Annotated in this window: 17 protein-coding genes; 10 read left to right on the forward strand and 7 right to left on the reverse strand. The window is 67.9% G+C overall.

From position 1 onward, the window contains the following. Positions 1 to 8: 8 nt before the first annotated feature. Both ACE5C1_RS08780 and ACE5C1_RS08785 read right to left on the reverse strand, forming a co-directional pair. Positions 9 to 365: a GntR family transcriptional regulator gene (locus tag ACE5C1_RS08780; RefSeq protein ID WP_374943689.1), complete on the reverse strand. Its 357-nt coding sequence runs from the start codon at positions 363 to 365 to the stop codon at positions 9 to 11. A gap of 38 nt (positions 366 to 403) precedes the next feature. Then, positions 404 to 976 carry a nitroreductase gene (locus ACE5C1_RS08785; protein WP_374943690.1) on the reverse strand — a complete coding sequence of 191 codons (573 nt, stop codon included), beginning with the start codon at positions 974 to 976 and terminating at the stop codon, positions 404 to 406. A 107-nt stretch (positions 977 to 1,083) separates the two neighbouring features. Between ACE5C1_RS08785 and ACE5C1_RS08790 the strand changes: the two genes are divergently transcribed. After that, positions 1,084 to 2,889: a peptide MFS transporter gene (locus ACE5C1_RS08790; protein ID WP_374943691.1), complete on the forward strand. Its 1,806-nt coding sequence runs from the start codon at positions 1,084 to 1,086 to the stop codon at positions 2,887 to 2,889. 156 nt (positions 2,890 to 3,045) lie between these two features. Here the strand turns inward: ACE5C1_RS08790 and ACE5C1_RS08795 are convergent, their stop codons facing one another. Next, on the reverse strand, positions 3,046 to 4,296 hold the full coding sequence (locus ACE5C1_RS08795; protein ID WP_374943692.1) for a dicarboxylate/amino acid:cation symporter: 1,251 nt from the start codon (positions 4,294 to 4,296) through the stop codon (positions 3,046 to 3,048). 61 nt (positions 4,297 to 4,357) lie between these two features. Between ACE5C1_RS08795 and glmM the strand changes: the two genes are divergently transcribed. From glmM to ACE5C1_RS08830, 7 genes are all read left to right on the forward strand, one after another. Continuing rightward, entirely contained in the window at positions 4,358 to 5,695 is a 1,338-nt protein-coding gene (gene glmM / locus ACE5C1_RS08800; RefSeq protein ID WP_374943693.1) for a phosphoglucosamine mutase, read from the forward strand. Next, positions 5,695 to 5,919: a DUF1272 domain-containing protein gene (locus ACE5C1_RS08805; protein WP_374943694.1), complete on the forward strand. Its 225-nt coding sequence runs from the start codon at positions 5,695 to 5,697 to the stop codon at positions 5,917 to 5,919. Before glmM ends, ACE5C1_RS08805 begins: the two co-directional genes overlap by 1 nt. 4 nt (positions 5,920 to 5,923) lie before the next feature. Further along, positions 5,924 to 6,742: a bifunctional hydroxymethylpyrimidine kinase/phosphomethylpyrimidine kinase gene (gene thiD, locus ACE5C1_RS08810; protein ID WP_374943695.1), complete on the forward strand. Its 819-nt coding sequence runs from the start codon at positions 5,924 to 5,926 to the stop codon at positions 6,740 to 6,742. Further along, positions 6,730 to 7,326 (forward strand): ribonuclease HII, encoded by a 597-nt coding sequence (locus tag ACE5C1_RS08815; protein WP_374943696.1) that lies wholly within the window; start codon positions 6,730 to 6,732, stop codon positions 7,324 to 7,326. The genes thiD and ACE5C1_RS08815 overlap by 13 nt, the downstream gene beginning before the upstream one ends. A 176-nt stretch (positions 7,327 to 7,502) precedes the next feature. Beyond that, positions 7,503 to 8,651, forward strand: coding sequence for a site-specific DNA-methyltransferase (locus ACE5C1_RS08820; protein ID WP_374943697.1), 1,149 nt, complete (start codon positions 7,503 to 7,505; stop codon positions 8,649 to 8,651). Positions 8,652 to 8,661: 10 nt separating this feature from the next. Next, complete coding sequence (gene folP, locus ACE5C1_RS08825) at positions 8,662 to 9,714, forward strand: dihydropteroate synthase (protein WP_374943705.1); 1,053 nt, start codon at positions 8,662 to 8,664, stop codon at positions 9,712 to 9,714. Beyond that, positions 9,711 to 10,595 carry a bestrophin family protein gene (locus tag ACE5C1_RS08830; protein WP_374943698.1) on the forward strand — a complete coding sequence of 295 codons (885 nt, stop codon included), beginning with the start codon at positions 9,711 to 9,713 and terminating at the stop codon, positions 10,593 to 10,595. The genes folP and ACE5C1_RS08830 overlap by 4 nt, the downstream gene beginning before the upstream one ends. On the opposite strand, the gene ACE5C1_RS08835 is transcribed toward ACE5C1_RS08830, so the two are convergent. Then, positions 10,576 to 11,199, reverse strand: a complete 624-nt coding sequence (locus ACE5C1_RS08835; RefSeq protein WP_374943699.1) for a TetR/AcrR family transcriptional regulator — start codon at positions 11,197 to 11,199, stop codon at positions 10,576 to 10,578. The genes ACE5C1_RS08830 and ACE5C1_RS08835 overlap by 20 nt on opposite strands. Before the next feature lie 109 nt (positions 11,200 to 11,308). On the opposite strand from ACE5C1_RS08835, the gene ACE5C1_RS08840 reads away from it, so the two are divergent. Both ACE5C1_RS08840 and ACE5C1_RS08845 read left to right on the forward strand, forming a co-directional pair. Next, complete coding sequence (locus ACE5C1_RS08840) at positions 11,309 to 13,696, forward strand: TonB-dependent receptor (protein WP_374943700.1); 2,388 nt, start codon at positions 11,309 to 11,311, stop codon at positions 13,694 to 13,696. A 139-nt stretch (positions 13,697 to 13,835) separates the two neighbouring features. Continuing rightward, on the forward strand, positions 13,836 to 15,077 hold the full coding sequence (locus tag ACE5C1_RS08845) for a spinster family MFS transporter (protein ID WP_374943701.1): 1,242 nt from the start codon (positions 13,836 to 13,838) through the stop codon (positions 15,075 to 15,077). Here the strand turns inward: ACE5C1_RS08845 and ACE5C1_RS08850 are convergent. The 3 genes from ACE5C1_RS08850 to ACE5C1_RS08860 form a co-directional block, all read right to left on the reverse strand. Further along, complete coding sequence (locus ACE5C1_RS08850; RefSeq protein ID WP_374943702.1) at positions 15,074 to 16,639, reverse strand: peptide chain release factor 3; 1,566 nt, start codon at positions 16,637 to 16,639, stop codon at positions 15,074 to 15,076. The genes ACE5C1_RS08845 and ACE5C1_RS08850 overlap by 4 nt on opposite strands. Positions 16,640 to 16,677: 38 nt before the next feature. Beyond that, positions 16,678 to 16,968: a type II toxin-antitoxin system RelE/ParE family toxin gene (locus tag ACE5C1_RS08855; protein ID WP_374943703.1), complete on the reverse strand. Its 291-nt coding sequence runs from the start codon at positions 16,966 to 16,968 to the stop codon at positions 16,678 to 16,680. Next, a partial coding sequence (locus ACE5C1_RS08860) for a hypothetical protein (RefSeq protein ID WP_374943704.1) occupies positions 16,965 to 17,303 on the reverse strand: 339 nt, incomplete at its 5' end. The genes ACE5C1_RS08860 and ACE5C1_RS08855, both read right to left, overlap by 4 nt.

The following is a 17,303-nucleotide window of genomic DNA, read 5'->3' on the forward strand; positions in this document are numbered from 1 at the left end:
GTCCGGGTTCAGCCCGGCTGGCGCTCGAGCAATTCCTCCGCATCGAGCCCGAGCAGCGCGATGTGATCGCGGATGCGCGGCCATTGGGTGTTCACGAACAGGTCGCGCTCGGCCACCCGCAGCCGTTCCGCCGCGCCTGCCAGCACGAACATGCCGACGCCGCGGCGCACCTCGACGTAACCGTCGTCCTGGAAGCTCTGATAGGCTTTCGCCACTGTCAGCGGGTTGGCGCCATGCTCGGCGGCGAGCGCGCGCACCGAGGGAAGCTGGTCGCCCGCGCGATACTCGCCGCGCAGGATCGCTGCCGAAATGCCACTGCGCAGGCGGATGTAGACCGGGCTGTCCTCGCTGTTCAGGGCTGTCATGGTGTTATCGTACACCATATGGCCCTTTTGTCGAGTCTTCAGCCTGGCCAGTGCGCGACGATTCGTGCCATGTCGGGGCGGGGCCGCTCGTCCAGGTCGCGCGATGGCGTGCCGAGAAACATGAACCCGGCGATCCGCTCGGGCGCCCGGCCGAAGGCGTCGCGCACCCGGTCCGAGTAGCTCGGCCAGCCGGTCAGCCAGCCCCCTGCGAAGCCGTGCGCGTGCGCGGCGTGGAGCAGGTTCATGCACACCGCGCCCGCCGACAGCTCCTGCTCCCACAAAGGGATGTGGCTTTCCGGCTTGGGGCTCGACAGCACGACGACCAGCGCCGGGGCCTGCCGCGCGAACTGGTCCATCGCGTCCAGCTCGATCCGCTTGGCCTCGGGCCGCTCGGCCCGGTACGCATCCTGGAGCACCGTCGACAGCGCGTCGCGATCGTCGACCACGACGAAACGCCACGGCGCGAGCTTGCCGTGATCGGGGGTGCGCGCCGCGATCCGCAGGATGGCGGCGAGCTGCGCGGCATCCGGTGCGGGCGCCACGAGGTCGCGCGGCTTGCCCGATCGGCGGGTGGCCAGGGCGGTGAGCGGGGAGGAGAGATCGTTGAACATCGCGCCACGTAGCGCCCCCGTTGCGCTATTTACAACGGGCGCTAGGTTGCGCGCCATCCAACCCGCCGCATCACGACGGCGGGCCTGTATCAGGGAGCGTACGAGACATGGTGGACACCCCGACCGCGGACGCGCGCGCCGAGCCCGACATCAGCCACGTCAATCCTGCTTCGGAGGCGACGTGGTTCGGCCACCCGCGCCAGCTCGCGCGGCTGTTCACCACCGAGATGTGGGAGCGGTTCGGCTATTACGGCATGCGCGCGCTGCTGACGCTGTACCTGACCAAGCATTTCATCTTCGGCGATCGCCAGGCGACCGGGCTGTACGGGGGCTTCACCGCGCTGGTCTATCTGACACCGCTGATCGGCGGCTATCTCGCGGACCAGTATCTCGGCTCCAAGCGCGCGGTGAAATTCGGCGCGCTCATGATGAGCCTGGGCTATTTCACCTTGTGCTTCGGCGGGCAGACCTCGGTCCCGTTCGCGACGATCGACGGCCAGCGCTATCAGGTCCAGGTCGTCGAGCAGGGCGGCACCGAGATGCGCTACGTCGTCGACGGCGCGCGCCAGCTCAGGATTAAGGGCAACGACGACAAATCGGTCGACCTGTTGGCCGCCGACGGTTCGGTCGCGCGCCATGTCGCGCCGCAGGGGTTCGTGTCGGACGCGACCCGCAGCCCGTTCTACGTCACCGTCATGCTGCTGGCGCTGTGCCTCGTCTCGGTCGGCAACGGCTTCTTCAAGCCCAACATCTCGACGATGGTGGGCGAGCTGTACGCCACCGGCGACCGCCGCCGCGATACCGGCTTCACGATCTTCTACATGGGGATCAACCTGGGTTCGCTGGGATCGCAGATCCTGTGCCCGTTCCTGGCGACCGCGGTCGGCTGGTGGGCGGGGTTCGGGCTGGCGGCGATCGGCATGCTGCTGTCGTTCGCGCTGATCCAGTTCGACCAGGGCAAGCTGAGCGGCTACGGCGAGCCGCCGGTGCGGACGGGCCCAAATTCCGGCAGGGACCCCGCGCTCGGCATCTTCGCCGCGGCGACCTTGGGCGTGCCGCTGTTCTACCTGTTGTTCGTCAACCTCATGAACGCGCCCGAGCCGGTGCCGGGATCGGGGATCGTCGGCTACATCGTGTCGCTGTCGCTGATGGGCAAATTGCTGTTCGGCACCTTCCTGCTCGGCGTGCCCGGGATCCTGATCTGGTCGTTCCTGAAAGGGAGCCGCCGGGAGTTCCAGATGATGTGCGCGGCGATGGTGCTGGTCGTGTTCAACGTCGTGTTCTGGACATTGTTCGAGCAAGCGGGGTCGAGCCTGACGCTCTACGCCGATCGCAACACCGATCTCAGCGTGTTTGGGCTGTTCTCGATCTCGGCGGGGCAGACCCAGTTCTTCAACGCCGCGTTCATCGTGATCTTCGCGCCGATCATGGCGGCGCTGTGGACCAGCCTGGCGCGGCGCGGCGTCGAGCCCGGCATCCCCATCAAGTTCGGGGTGGCGCTGATCGGGGTCGGCCTGGGCTTCCTGTTCCTCGTCTGGGGCGGGCAGTTCGCCGGCGCGGACTTCAAGGTCGCGATCTGGTGGCTGGCCGGGCTCTACCTCATCCATTCTGTCGCCGAACTGTGCATCTCGCCGGTCGGGCTGTCGATGATCACCAAGCTGTCGATCGCGCGGGTCGTCGGGCTGATGATGGGGGTGTGGTTCCTCTCCATCTCGGTTGCGCAGTACGTTGCAGGCGTGGTGGCGCAGGTGGCGAGCGTCGAGACGGTCGGCGGGCAGGTGACCAACCTCAAGGTCAGCCTGGACACCTACAACGGCGTGTTCTGGACGATCGGGCTGGTGTCCGCCGGGATCGGCGCGTTCCTGCTGCTGATCTCCCCGCTTCTCAAGAAGTGGATGCACGGGGTTCAATAAAGCGACAGCGCATGTATTTCGTGGTGGGCTGCATCTAGGCTCTGTTCGCCCTGAGCGAAGTCGAAGGGCATGGCCAAGGACCGATGCTTTCCTGAGCGCCTGCCTTGCCAGGCAGTCGAAGGGCTCGGCACGAACGGGCTTTGGCAAATAAGGAGATCAGGCTGGACGCCCGGCGGGCGCCTCCCCCGGCTGATCGCGGGTGACGACCGCGGTCAGCGCCAGGTTGCTGGTGACGTTGCCCAGCGTGCGGAAGATGTCGGGGATCGTCTCCACCGCGATCAGCAGCCCGAGTGGCGCCAGCGGTACGCCCAGCGCCGAGGCGATCGGCGCGACCGAGGCGAAGAAGGTGATCTGGCTCGGCAGGCTGATCGAGCCCAAAGAGGTCACGACCCCGGCCAGCACCCCCGCCGCGATCGCCGCCACCGGCACCTCTACCCCGAACCAGCGGCCGATGTAGATGGCGATGGCCATGTTCATCGCGGGCTGGGTCGCGCGAAACATCGCGACGCCCAGCGGCAGCGTCACGCCCGAGGCGGCGCGCGGCACCCCCATCTCGGTCACTGCCTTCAGCATCGCAGGCAGCGTCGCCAGCGACGACTGGGTCGACACCGCGAACGCCTGCGCAGGGAGCGCCGCGCGCGCGAAGCGGGCGATCGGCACGCGTGCGGCGGCCGCGGCGATCACGTACGCGACGATCGTCACCACGATGCCGATGACCGAAATCGTCGCGATGTAATGGACCAGCGCCCCGAACGCCGCGCTCCCCGCGCGCGCGCCGACCAGAAAGGCGAGCGCGAACACGCCGACCGGCGCCAGCCACAGCACCCAGCCGACGACCACCAGCATCGCGTCGCGGATCGCGGCGAACAGCGCGACAACCTGCGCGCGGCCACCCGCCTCGATCCGGGTCAGCGCAAAGGCGAAAACGAGGGTAAAGACGATCAGCGACAGCAAGGCGCCGTTGCTGGCCGCAGCGAACACGTTCGTCGGGATCGTTGCGGCGAACAGATCGGCGATCGCGGGCGGCGCCTGAACCGCGGGGACGCCGACCAGCGCGGCGCGCAGTGCCTGCGCCGCCTCTCCGGGGATCGGCACCGCGTCGAGGATCAGCGGCGTGACCAGTGCCGACACGGTCACGTTGATCGTCAGCAGCACCAGCGTGAACGCGATGGTCCGGCTGGCCAGCTTGCCCGCGCTCGCGGCTTCGGCGGTGGAGGCGACCGCGGTGACCAGCAGCGACACGACCAGCGGGATGACCGTCATCTGCAGCGCGTTGAGCCACGCGGTGCCGACCGGCTGCGCGATCAGGATGCCGATCTCGGCCGCCCCGGCGCTGGCCCGCGCGACCAGGATGCCGCCGATCAAGCCGGCGACGAGCGAGAGGAGGATACGGGTCGGTTGCGACATGCTCGCGTGTTCCAGTGTTTGGCGCTAATCGTCAGCGCCTAACCCACGAGAACCAGGCGCGATGGCAAGAAAATATTTCGGCACCGACGGCATCCGCGGGCTGACCAACACCGGCGCGATGACCGCGGCGATGGCGATGAAGGTCGGGATGGCGGCGGGCGCGTACTTCCTGCGCGGCGACCACCGCCACCGGGTGGTGATCGGCAAGGACACGCGGCTGTCGGGCTATATGCTCGAATCGGCGCTGGTCGCGGGGTTCACCAGCGTCGGCATGGACGTGGTGATGGTCGGGCCGATGCCGACCCCCGCGGTGGCGATGCTGACCCAGTCGATGCGCGCCGACCTGGGCGTGATGATCTCGGCCAGCCACAATCCGTTCGCCGACAACGGCCTGAAACTGTTCGGTCCCGATGGCTTCAAGCTGTCCGACGACGCCGAAGCCGCGATCGAGGCGCTGATCGACGGCGAAACGGTTCTCGCCCCGGCCAAGGGCATCGGCCGCGCGCGGCGCGTGGACGACGCGCAGGGGCGCTATATCCACTTCGCCAAATCGACCTTCCCCGAGAACCTGCGGCTCGACGGATTGAAGGTCGTGATCGATTGCGCAAACGGCGCCGCGTACAAGGTCGCGCCATCGGCGTTGTGGGAACTCGGCGCGACGCTCGTGTCGATCGGGGTCGATCCCAACGGCACCAACATCAACGACCGCGTCGGATCGACCGCGCCGCAGACGCTGTCCGAAACGGTGGTCGCCAGCGGCGCCTACATCGGCATCGCGCTCGATGGCGACGCCGATCGGCTGATCGTCGTCGACGAACACGGCACGGTGGTCGACGGCGACCAGTTGATGGCGACGATCGCCGCGGCTTGGGCACGCGCCGGGCGGCTGGCGGGTGGAGGGCTGGTCGCCACCGTCATGTCGAACCTGGGGCTGGAGCGGCATCTGGCGGCGCAGGGCCTGGGCCTCGTCCGCACCGCGGTCGGCGACCGTCACGTGCTCGAGGCCATGCGCTCGCGCGGCTACAATGTCGGTGGCGAGCAATCGGGGCATATCATCCTCAGCGACTATGCGACGACCGGCGACGGGCTGGTGGCGGCGCTCCAGATCCTCGCCGAGGTCAAGCGCGCGGGAGCGCCGGCCAGCGAAGTCCTCCACCGCTTCGAGCCGCTCCCGCAATTGCTCAAGAACGTGCGCTTCTCGGGTGGCAAGCCACTGGAGGCGAGCGGCGTCAAGGACGCCATCGCCGCCGCCGAGAGCGAACTGGCGGGCCGCGGCCGCTTGCTGATCCGCCCCTCGGGCACCGAGCCGGTGATCCGCGTCATGGCCGAAGGCGACGACGCCCAGCAGGTGGAGCGCCTGGTCGATTCGGTGTGCGACGCGGTACGGGCGGCGGCCTGATGCTGGAGATGCGCCCGGACTGCGAGCGCTGCGGCGCGGACCTGCCGCCGCAAAAGGGCGGCGCGTTCATCTGCTCGTTCGAATGCACCTTCTGCGCGGAATGCGCCGATGCGCTCGACGAACGCTGCCCCAATTGCGGCGGCGAGCTGCTCGACCGGCCGACGCGGCTGGGCAAAGCGCTGAAGGCGAACCCGGCGTCCGCCGTGCGACGCTTAAAAGGCTGAGCGGGTGCCATACACCAGCGATCCCACCGAGCGCGTCACGCCGCGCATCCTGATCATCGCCGGATCCGATTCGGGCGGCGGCGCGGGCATCCAGGCGGACATCAAGACAGTGTCCGCGCTCGGCGGCCACGCCATGACCGCGATAACCGCGATCACGGCGCAGAACACGGTGGGAGTCCACGCCGTCCACCTCGTTCCGCCCGAGATCGTGCGGGCGCAGATCGACGCGGTGGTCGGCGACATCGGGTTCGATGCGGTCAAGATCGGGATGCTCGGCTCTCCGGCGATCGCGCAAGTTACCGCCGACTGGCTGGAGCAGGTCGACGCGCCGGTGGTGTTCGATCCCGTGATGATCGCGACCAGCGGAGCCAACCTCGCCGATGCGGAGACGATCGCCGGCTTCGAACGGATCATGCGGCTCGCTTCCGTCGTTACTCCAAACCTTCCCGAGCTGCGCGCATTGGGCGGTCGCGACGCGGTGCTGTCGCATGGCTGCCACCTGATCGAGAAAGGGGGGCATGGCGACGGTTATTACCTGACCGATCGCCTTTTCTCGCCCAGCGGCGAGCAATTGCGCAGCCTGGAGGGCAAACGCTTCGACACCGACTCGACCCACGGCACCGGTTGCACCTTTGCAAGCGCACTGGCGACGGCGCTGGGCTGGGGCTATCCTATTGGCGACGCCTTCGAGGTCGCAGTGCGCTTCGTCCGGCTCGCGATCCTCGAAGCACCGGGCTTGGGCGCGGGACACGGCCCTATGGGGCAGCAATACGTTCACGAATATCAGGATGCCGAGGAATGGCCGGGCGCGTGCCCTCTCTAAAACACGAGCGCCTCTGCCTCGCTCCCGTGGCAGGAGTCGACGAAGCGGGGCGCGGTCCGCTTGCCGGGCCGGTCGTCGCCGCCGCGGTGATCCTGCCGCCCAAGGGCGTGCCGCGGGGCCTGAACGATTCCAAGAAGCTTTCCGCCGCGGAGCGCGCGCGCCTCCACGGCCGCCTGCGCGATTGCGCGCACGTCGGCGTCGGCATCGTCGAGGCCGACGAGATCGACCGGCTCAACATCTATTGGGCGACGATGAAGGCGATGACGCTCGCGGTGGAAGCGTTAGGCTGCGCGCCCGGCCACGTCCTGGTCGACGGCAACCGCCTGCCGCGCTGGACCTTTGAATCGACCGCGATCGTCGGCGGCGACGCCAAATCGCTGTCGATCGCCGCCGCCTCGATCGTCGCCAAGCACACCCGCGACCAGATCATGATCGCGCATGCCGAATCGCACCCCGCTTACGGCTGGCACTCCAACAAGGGCTATGGCTGCGCGGCGCACCTTGCGGCACTGCGCGAACACGGGCCCTCGCCGCTTCACCGCCGCAGCTTCGCCCCGGTCGCGCAGTGGGTTCTCGCCTTGTGAGTCTTTCGGGCCACACCGCTAGGGCTTGAGTCAACCGCACGAAGCAGACTCAATATCTGGGACGCGAACCGGCGCGGCTGCGGCGTTAACCCGATCTTCACGCCGATCGTTAACCAATGATCGCTTGACGGAGTCCGGCATCTGCCGCGATTTCAGCACCCGAGCAGGGGGGAACGATGGGGCTGACCGACACGATCGCGCGACCGCGCGCGGCGAAAGCGAAGGCGTCTCCTCAGGCGTCCGGCGTGCCCGCGCTGCCGCTCGACACCATCATCCGCGGCGACTGCATCGCGGCGATGCGCGCGCTGCCCGCCAAATCGGTCGACATGATCTTCGCCGACCCGCCCTACAATCTGCAATTGGGCGGCGAGCTGTTCCGCCCCGACGGCAGCCACGTCGATGCGGTGACCGACGATTGGGACAAGTTCGACAGCCTGAAACACTATGACGCCTTCACCCGCGCCTGGCTGGCCGAAGCGAAGCGCATCCTCAAGGACGACGGTACGCTCTGGGTGATCGGCAGCTACCACAACATCTTTCGCGTCGGCGCCGCGGTGCAGGACCTGGGCTATTGGATCCTCAACGACATCGTCTGGCGCAAAGCCAATCCGATGCCCAATTTCCGGGGAACCCGTTTCACCAACGCGCATGAGACATTGATCTGGGCGTCGATGGGCGAGAAGGCGCGCTACACCTTCAATTATCGCAGCATGAAGACGCTGAACGACGAGCTCCAGATGCGCAGCGACTGGGACTTTCCGGTGTGCGGCGGGCCCGAGCGGCTGAAGAAGGACGGGGTGAAGGTCCATCCGACCCAGAAGCCCGAGGCTTTGCTCTACCGCATCCTGCTCGCCTGCACCCAGGCGGGGGATGTCGTGCTCGACCCGTTCTTCGGCACCGGGACGACCGGCGCGGTCGCCAAGCGGCTCGGCCGCCGCTGGATCGGCATCGAGCGCGAGGACGACTATATCGCGGCGGCGCAGGAGCGGATCGCCGCCGCGCTGCCGCTCGACGAATCGGCGCTGCGCACGATGCAGAGCCCGCGCAGCCAGCCCAAGGTCGCCTTCGGGACGATCGTCGAAACCGGCTATCTGACCCCCGGCGCGGTGCTGACCGACGCCAAGCGCCGCTGGCGTGCGACGGTGCGCGCCGACGGATCGCTGCTGAGCGACTGCGGTCACACCGGATCGATCCACAAGCTCGGCGCCACGCTTCAGGGTGCGCCCGCGTGCAACGGCTGGACCTTCTGGCATCACGAGGGTGCGGGCGGTCTCGCGCCTGTCGACACGCTGCGCCAGACCTATCTGCTGGCGACGCAACCGTGAGGGATCCGGTCTGACCCTGTATCTCACCCCCGCGCAGTTCGTCGCGACTCCGGTCGGGCGCGAGGACGGGAGCGTCGCGCGGCTGGCGGCCGGGATGCTGTGGTACGCCGCGTATGACGTCGTCGAGGGCGAGCGGCGCTGGACGGTGCCTGTCGCGCAGGTTGCGGCGCTGGGCGAGCGCGCCGCGACGCTCCATGCGCGCTTCACCGCGCCGCGCACCGCCTGGACGGTGGGCGCACGGACGCTGCGCTTCGACCAGCCGCAGGTCGTGGGCATCCTCAACGTCACCCCCGACAGCTTTTCGGACGGCGGCAAGCACCCGGGCGATGCGGACGGCGCCGCGGCGGCGGGGGTCGACATGGCCGCACACGGCGCCGCGCTGATCGACGTCGGCGGCGAATCGACCCGGCCCGGGGCCACAGCGGTGTGGGAAGGCGACGAGATCGCGCGGGTCGTGCCGGTGATCGATCGGCTTGCCGGCGCGGGGACGCTTGTTTCGGTCGACACGCGCAAGGCCGCGGTGATGGAGGCGGCGCTGGCGGCGGGGGCGGGAATCGTCAACGATGTCTCGGCGCTGCTCTGGGACGACCGCGTGCTCGACGTCGTGGCGAAGGCCTGTTGCCCGGTCGTCCTGATGCACTCGCCCGATCCGAAGACCGGCGGGCACGCGAAGGGCGGCTACCGCGACGTCGTCGGCGAGGTGTTCGCCTGGCTGGAGGCGCGCGTCGACATGGTCGCGAGCGCGGGCGTGGATCGCAGCCGGATCGCGGTCGATCCCGGCATCGGCTTCGGCAAGACGCTCGCCGACAACCTTGCGCTCGTCAACGCGCTGGCGGCGTTCCACGGTCTCGGCTGCCCGGTGATGCTCGGCGCCAGCCGCAAGCGGATGATCGGCGCGCTGTCCAACGAAGCGCCGGTCGCCGAGCGGCTCGGCGGCAGCCTGGCGCTGGCGATGAAGGGCATGGAGGCGGGGGTGCAACTGCTCCGTGTCCACGATGTCGCCGAGACGGTGCAGGCAGTGCGGGTATGGCGAGGCTTGCGCGACCGGGCTCTGGTCGGATGATCGTCGCCGCGGTCCCGCGGTTCCGCCACATCGTCGCCGAGGTCTGGCGCCCGCTCGCCGCGCTGTTCGTATGGGACGTGGCGGTGACGATCGTCTACTACCGGCTGCCGTTCCATGCGCCCGAACTGCCGCTGACGCTGTTCGGCACCGCACTGGCGCTGTTCCTCGGCTTCCGCAGCAACTCGGCGTACCAGCGCTGGTGGGAGGGGCGGACGCTCTGGGGCGCGATGATCAACGCCTCGCGCAGCCTGGCGAGAGCCGCGCGCAACTTCCTGCCCGAACCGCACGCGCATGACCTCAAGCGGACGATCGTGCTGCGCCAGATCGCCTATGCCAACGCGCTGCGCTGCCAGCTCCGGCGCCAGCCCGTCGACGCGCAGGTCCTGCGCTTCCTGTCGCACGGCGAGGCCGAGCCCGCGCTGGCGCGGACCAATATCGCCAACGGTCTGGTCGACGGCACCGGGCGGCGGATCGCGGATGCGGTGCGCGCGGGCTGGCTGGACACGATCCAGCAAACGCAACTGGAAAGCGTGCTGGTCGATATCGCCAACGCGCAAGGCGGCATGGAGCGGCTGAAGAACACGCCGCTGCCCGCCCAATACCGCTTCTTCCCGACGCTGTTCACCCACATGTTCTGCGTGCTGCTGCCGATCGGCCTGGTCGAGACGCTGGGCTTCGCAACGCCGCTGGGCTCGACGGTCGCCGGGCTGATGTTCCTGGCGGTGCTCAGGATCGGCGACGATCTGGTCGATCCGTTCGCCAACACCGTCCACGACGTGCCGCTGAGCGCGATGTGCCGGACAATCGAGATCGACCTGCTCCAGGCGATCGGAGACAGCGCGCCCGAGCCGCTGCAGCCGGTCAAGGGCGTGTTGTGGTAGGCGCCAGCCCGTGCGCGAGGAAGTCCGCCACGGTGTCGCCGATGTCCTCCACTGCCCGGTCGTCGTCCCACACGCCGTAACGCAGCCCCAGGAACACGTTCATCCCCATGATCGCCCAGGCGTGGACCTCCGACACGTCGCCGCGCACCTCGCCGCGCTGCGCCGCCACGGCAAGCCGTTGCGCGATGCGTTCGGCGGTGGTGGCGTAATGCTCGCGGAAACTGTCGGGGTCGACGAATTCGGCCTCGTCGATGATCCGGTAGATTTCCTTGTGTGCACGCACGAACGCGATGAAGCCGGCGAGACCCGCACGCTCGGCCGCGATCTGGTCGGGCGCGGCACGGATGGCGGGGGCGACGTGGTCGCGGACGCGGGCGGAGAGGTCGGCGACAAGCGCGCGGAACACCGCGTCCTTGGAATCGAAATAGGTGTAGAAGGTGCCCGCCGCGACGCCCGCTGCGCGGGTGATCCCGCCGATCGACGCGTCGTGGAAGCCGCGCGCGCCGAACTCGCCGGCCGCTGCATCCAGGATCGCGCGCAGCGTCCGCCGCCCGCGCTCGGTACGCGGTACCTTGTCGGCATTGGCTGCTGACCCGTCGGCCATCCCACCTCCCCTGCATTTCCGAAGTTGAAACCCGGTTCATGTTTCAGTATAGCGGTCGCAACGAGCGCACAAGCCGGGGGAACCGGGCGGCGCCATAGGGGAGGGTAACATGGCATTTACGTCCGCGCGCATGGTTCTGAACATCGGCAGCGCCGCCGCCGCGCTGATCGCGACGCCTGCGTGGGCGCAAGTCGAGGGCGCGCCGACGCCGACCCAGGCGCAGTCCGACGACAATACCTTCGCCGATGCCGCGACCCAGAACCCACAGGACATCGTCGTCACCGCGCGCCGCCGCGAGGAATCCTTGCTCGACGTGCCGATCGCGATCACCGCCTTCACCGGCGCGCAACTGGAGGCGAATGGCGCGATCGACGTCACCGACCTGTCGAACGTCACCCCCAACGTCACGCTGGAGACATCGCGCGGCACCAATTCGACGCTCACCGCCTTCGTCCGCGGCGTCGGCCAGCAAGACCCGGTCGCCGGGTTCGAGGCCGGGGTCGGCATCTACCTCGACGACGTCTACCTCAATCGTCCGCAGGCCGCGGTTCTGGACATCTACGACGTCGAGCGGATCGAGGTGCTGCGTGGCCCGCAGGGCACGCTGTACGGCCGCAACACGATCGGCGGTGCGGTCAAGTATGTGACGCGCAGGCTCGGCGACGACCCGACGCTGCGGGTGCGCGGCAGCTACGGCACGTACAACCAGGCCGATGGCGTCGTCAGCGGCTCCGTCCCGATCGGCGGCGGCGCGGTCAAGATCGGTGGCGCGCTGGCGCGGCTGACCCGCGACGGCTTCGGCGACAATTTGACGACGGGGCAGGAGAACTACAACAAGAACATCTGGGCGGCGCGCGGCACGCTCCAGATCGAGCCCTCCGATCGACTCTTCTTGCGCTTCTCGGGCGATTACACGAAAGACAAGTCGAACCCGCGCGGCGGCCACCGCGTCATCGCCGGGCTTGCGAGCGGCGCGCCGGTGCTCCGCGACGTGTTCGACAGCCGCGGCGGGCTGGTGAGCCCCAGGCAGCAGGTGAAGGCCTACGGCGGCTCGCTATATGCCGAGGCCAAGCCCAGCGACTATCTGACCGTCCGCTCGATCACCGGCTGGCGCAAGGACGATTCCGCCTCGCCGATCGACTTCGATGCGCTCCCCGCGGTCGATGTCGACGTGCCCGCCTTCTACAACAACAAGCAGTTCAGCCAGGAGGTCCAGGCGCTCGTCGACACGGGCAAGTTCAACGGCTTGGTCGGCCTCTACTATCTCGATGCGTCGGCACGCACGGTGTTCGACGTACGGCTACCCGGCATCCCCGCCGCGGCGATCCGCAGCCTCACCGCGCTGACCTTCGGCAACGTCTACACCGACACGGTCGCGGTGTTCGGCGACTTCACCTACGATGTCTCACCCGTGTTCAGCGTATCGGCGGGCGGACGCTACACCTGGGACGATCGCACCGCGACGATCTTCCGCGCGACCTACATCAACGGTGGATCGCCCTATTTCGGCGGCAACGGCACCATTTTCGGCGCGCCGACCTCCGACTTCCGCGGCACCGCGAACTTCAGGAAGTTCACGCCGCGTGCGAGCGTCAGCTTCAAGCCGACACCCGATCACACGCTGTACGCAAGCTATTCGAAGGGATTCAAGGGCGGCGGCTTCGATCCGCGTGGCCAGTCGACGCTGGCGCCCGACAGCAACCGCGACGGCGTGCGCAGCTACCAGGAGCAATACGACTTCCTCGATTTCGACCCCGAGACGGTGAACAGCTACGAGATCGGCTACAAGGCCGCGCTGTTCGACCGTGCGGTGACGCTGGCGCTGGCGGGGTTCCACGCGACCTATCAGGACGTCCAGATCCCCGGCTCGGTCGGGCAGCTGGTCAACGGTCAGCAGACCTTCGTCGGGGTGACCACCAATGCGGGCCGCGCCCGGATCAACGGCGCGGAGGCGGAGGTCAACGCAACGATCGCGCGCGGCGGTCTGGTGGGGGGCGATCGCCTCAGCTTTGCCGGCACGCTCGGCTACATCGACGCCAAGTACAAGACGTTCATCGACGCCCGCGGGCTCAACGTCGCGGCGAACCGCGCGTTTCAGAACACCCCCAAATGGACGTTCAGCGAGACGCTGGCCTATAGCGCACCGGTGGGCGCAGGCTCGCTCGACGTCAGCGCGACGCTGTCCTACCGCAGCAGGACGCAGCAATTCGAGCTGCGCACGCCCGGCCTCGACCAGCCCGGCTACGGATTGTTCGACGCAAATATCGTCTACAACTTCGACGAACGCTTTTCGCTTGGTGTCCACGGCAAGAACCTGACCGACAAGGAATATATCGTCTCGGGCTACAATTTCCTGAGCCAGAACCCGGACACCGGCAATTTCAACCGCAACGCGACGACCGGCAAGTTGATTCCGACGCTGGGCGCTGAAGGCACCCTGACCGCCTATTACGGCAACCCGCGCCAGGTGTTCGCGACGTTCACGGCGAAGTTCTGACGATCCGGTGCTTCAAGCGCCGGATCGTCGCCCCGGCCTTGAGCCGGGGTCCAGCTTCTTCGTTCAACCCGAGCACGAAGAAGTGGGAGCGCGGGGTGATGGCCAGGGCCAGAGGCTGGGAGCACTCGACATGACGGCTATGACGCATCCCACCTCCCGCTACCGCGGGATCGTCCTCGCGATGCTGCTGCTGGTCTACACCTTCAACTTCGTCGACCGACAGATTCTCGGCATCCTAGCCCCTGCGATCCAGGCCGATCTCGGGCTCACCGATACCCAATTGGGCGCGCTCGGCGGCCTGGCGTTCGCACTGCTGTATTCCACGCTGGCGATCCCGCTGGCATGGCGCGCCGACCGCACCAGCCGCACCCGCGTCATCACCCTCAGCCTTGCGGTGTGGAGCGCGTTCACCGCGCTGTGCGGCGCGGCGACCGGCTTCTGGCAGCTGTTCCTGTGCCGCGTCGGCGTGGGTGTCGGCGAAGCGGGCGGGGTGGCGCCATCCTATGCGGTGATCGCCGACTATTTCCCCGCGGGGCGCCGCGCCCGCGCGCTCGGCATCTATTCGCTCGGCATCCCGCTCGGCTCGGCGGCGGGGGTGATGGCGGGCGGCTGGATCGCGCAGGCGATCGACTGGCGCACCGCCTTCTACGCGGTCGGCATCGCGGGTGTCGTGCTCGCGCCGGTCTTCGCGCTGGTTGTCCGCGAACCCGCCCGCCCGCCGCAGCCCGCCGGCGCCGCTCCCATAGCGCACGTCTTCGGCATCCTGGCGCGCAAGCCGAGCTTCTGGTTCCTCAGCTTCGGCGCGGCATCGAGCTCGATGCTCGGCTATGGCCTCGCCTTCTGGCTGCCGTCGTTGATGAAGCGGTCGTTCGGGCTCGACCTGATCGAAACCGGGCGCTTCTACGGCGCGCTGTTGCTGATCGGCGGGGTGGCAGGGGTGCTGGCCGGCGGCTTCGCCGGCGACGCGCTCGGGCGGCGCGACAGGGGTGCATATGCGAAGCTGCCCGCGGTGTGCTTCTGGATCGCGGTCCCGCTGTTCGCCGCGGGCATCCTGTCGCATTCGACCACCGCGGCGTTCGCCTTCTTCCTGATCCCGCAGGCCTTGGTCTACGTCTGGCTGGCGCCGGTCAACGCGGCGATCCAGCACCTCGTCCCTGCCCATATGCGCGCGACCGCGAGCGCGACGTTCCTGCTCATCAACAATCTGATCGGGCTGGGGGCGGGGACGCTGGTGCTGGGCGCGCTGTCCGAGGCGATGAAGGCGTCGTTCGGCGACGAATCGTTGCGCTACGCGATGCTGAGCGGGCTGGTGCTCTATCTCCTCGCGGGCGTGCTGATGGCGTTCGCGGTCAAGCCGTTGCGTAAAGACTGGGTGGATTAGCGCTCGCGTGTCGCCGCAAACGTCACCTTGCTGTAGCGGTCGGCGATATAGCCCACTTCCCAGGCGCTCTTGGCGAGGAACACCGGGTTGCCGTCGCGGTCCTTCGCCATGGCCGAGCGGTTGATGTCGGTGAACGCCTTGAGATCGGCGGTCTCGCCCGACACCCAGCGCGCGGTGTCGAAGGGGGCGGGCTCCAGCGCGGCGGCGACCTTGTACTCGGCATCCAGGCGGCTGAGCAGAACCTCCAGCTGCAATTGGCCGACGACGCCGATGATCCAGTTCGATCCGATCTCGGGATAGAAAACCTGGGTCACGCCTTCCTCGGCCATGTCGTCGAGCGCCTTGCGCAACTGCTTGGTCTTGGTCGGGTCCTTCAGCACGACGCGGCGCAGGATTTCGGGCGCGAAATTGGGCAGGCCGGTGAAACGGACGTCGTTGCGCTCCGACAAGGTGTCGCCGACGCGCAGCGTGCCGTGGTTGGGAATGCCGATGATGTCGCCTGGAAACGCCTCGTCCGCCAGCTCGCGGTTCTGCGCGAAGAACAGGATCGGCGAATGGACCGCGATCGGTTTCGCGCTGCCCGAGGGGGTGAGCTTCATCCCGCGCTTGAAGACGCCCGAGCACAATCGCATGAACGCGATCCGGTCGCGGTGGTTGGGGTCCATGTTGGCCTGGACCTTGAAGACGAAGCCGGTGACTTCGCTGCCTTCAGGCGAGACCGGCGCAGGCTCGGCGGGTTGCGGGCGTGGGGAAGGCGCGAAGTCGGCGAGTGCGGCGATCAGCTCGGCGACGCCGAAATCCTTGAGCGCCGAGCCGAAATACACCGGCGTCAGGTCGCCTGCGCGGTAACGTGTCGCGTCGAACGCGGCATAGCCGCCCTGCGCGAGTTCGGCCTCGTCGTGGAGCCGGATCACCCCCGCTTCCGACAAGGTGGCGGCGAGCGCGGGGTCGTCCAGCCCGGTGAACGGCGCTGCCTTGCCCATGAATTCGCGGCTGGGGCCCTCGGGCCGGCTGAGCGTGTTGGCGTACAGGTCGTACACGCCTTCGAACTCGCCGCCCATGCCGACCGGCCAGCTCATCGGGCAGACATCGAGCTGGAGCATTTCGGCGACCTCGTCGAGCAGCTCGAACGGATCGCGGCCCTCGCGATCGACCTTGTTGACGAAGGTGATGATCGGAACGGAGCGAAGGCGGCAGACCTCGAACAATTTGCGCGTCTGCGGCTCGATGCCTTTGGCGGCGTCGATCACCATCACCGCGGAATCGACCGCGGTCAGCGTGCGATAGGTGTCTTCCGAAAAGTCCTCGTGGCCGGGCGTGTCGAGCAGGTTGAAGGTTATCCCCTGGCGCTCGAAGGTCATCACCGAGGAGGTGACCGAGATGCCGCGCTGTTGCTCGATCTTCATCCAGTCGGAGCGCGCACGCCGGTTCTGGCCACGCGCCTTCACCTCGCCCGCGAGATGGATCGCGCCGCCGAAATACAGGAGCTTTTCGGTCAAGGTCGTCTTGCCGGCGTCGGGGTGCGAGATGATCGCGAAGGTGCGGCGGGGGGATGGGGTCATGCGGGCGCTATAGAGGTTGCGAAGCGACAGGTAAGCGTTCAGGCGGAGAAATCTGGCGAGCCACGCGAGCCCTGGTGAACGCCAAGCACATCGATGCGCTTGCCGCTTACCTGATAGAATATTCGGTACTCGTGGTAGTTCATACGATGGATCGGGCCATCGGCGGTGCTGTCGACGATCGGGTACAGCTCGTAGGTCGCGGTCAGGCCGGCGATCCTGCTGCGCAGCTCACGAATGAAGCTGGTCGCACGCGGCCGATTATCGCGCGCGATCCAACGCCGAATGTCTTCGAGCTCAGCCCCCGCCGTACCGGTGACGTGTACGATCAACGGCCATCCAAACAGCGCCGCTCCAGCTCGTCGAACACTTCATCCAGCGTATAGGTGCGGCCGGCTGCCACATCGGCCAGCCCGCGCTCGATAGCGGCCTTGTCCTCCGGCGTCAGTGCTTCCTGAGCCATCGCATCGCTTTGCTTCATCCAGTCGAGCGATGCCTGTATCGCTACATCTCGGGACGAAAAACGACCGAGACCGTTGAAAAAGGTCTGCGCGAAACCGGCGTGGCGGATGGCTGGTGACGCCGGCCACCGGAGGATACGCCGCGTATCAGGCCGGCGCAGCCTGCCGGGCGAGCAGCTGAAGGTTGTATGCCGCGGCGGCCATGG

It is taken from the genome of Sphingomonas sp. (genome assembly GCF_964263785.1).
GTDB lineage: Bacteria > Pseudomonadota > Alphaproteobacteria > Sphingomonadales > Sphingomonadaceae > Sphingomonas.

What these genes read in the sequence shown, in the direction of transcription:
- ACE5C1_RS08840 (WP_374943700.1), top strand. Translation starts at nt 11,309, where the DNA reads ATGGCATTTACGTCCGCGCGCATGGTTCTGAACATCGGCAGCGCCGCC.
- ACE5C1_RS08795 (WP_374943692.1), bottom strand. Translation starts at nt 4,296, where the DNA reads ATGTCGCAACCGACCCGTATCCTCCTCTCGCTCGTCGCCGGCTTGATC.
- ACE5C1_RS08835 (WP_374943699.1), bottom strand. Translation starts at nt 11,199, where the DNA reads ATGGCCGACGGGTCAGCAGCCAATGCCGACAAGGTACCGCGTACCGAG.
- ACE5C1_RS08790 (WP_374943691.1), top strand. Translation starts at nt 1,084, where the DNA reads ATGGTGGACACCCCGACCGCGGACGCGCGCGCCGAGCCCGACATCAGC.
- ACE5C1_RS08805 (WP_374943694.1), top strand. Translation starts at nt 5,695, where the DNA reads ATGCTGGAGATGCGCCCGGACTGCGAGCGCTGCGGCGCGGACCTGCCG.
- ACE5C1_RS08785 (WP_374943690.1), bottom strand. Translation starts at nt 976, where the DNA reads ATGTTCAACGATCTCTCCTCCCCGCTCACCGCCCTGGCCACCCGCCGA.
- glmM (WP_374943693.1), top strand. Translation starts at nt 4,358, where the DNA reads ATGGCAAGAAAATATTTCGGCACCGACGGCATCCGCGGGCTGACCAAC.
- ACE5C1_RS08830 (WP_374943698.1), top strand. Translation starts at nt 9,711, where the DNA reads ATGATCGTCGCCGCGGTCCCGCGGTTCCGCCACATCGTCGCCGAGGTC.
- ACE5C1_RS08820 (WP_374943697.1), top strand. Translation starts at nt 7,503, where the DNA reads ATGGGGCTGACCGACACGATCGCGCGACCGCGCGCGGCGAAAGCGAAG.
- ACE5C1_RS08780 (WP_374943689.1), bottom strand. Translation starts at nt 365, where the DNA reads ATGACAGCCCTGAACAGCGAGGACAGCCCGGTCTACATCCGCCTGCGC.
- ACE5C1_RS08850 (WP_374943702.1), bottom strand. Translation starts at nt 16,639, where the DNA reads ATGACCCCATCCCCCCGCCGCACCTTCGCGATCATCTCGCACCCCGAC.
- ACE5C1_RS08845 (WP_374943701.1), top strand. Translation starts at nt 13,836, where the DNA reads ATGACGCATCCCACCTCCCGCTACCGCGGGATCGTCCTCGCGATGCTG.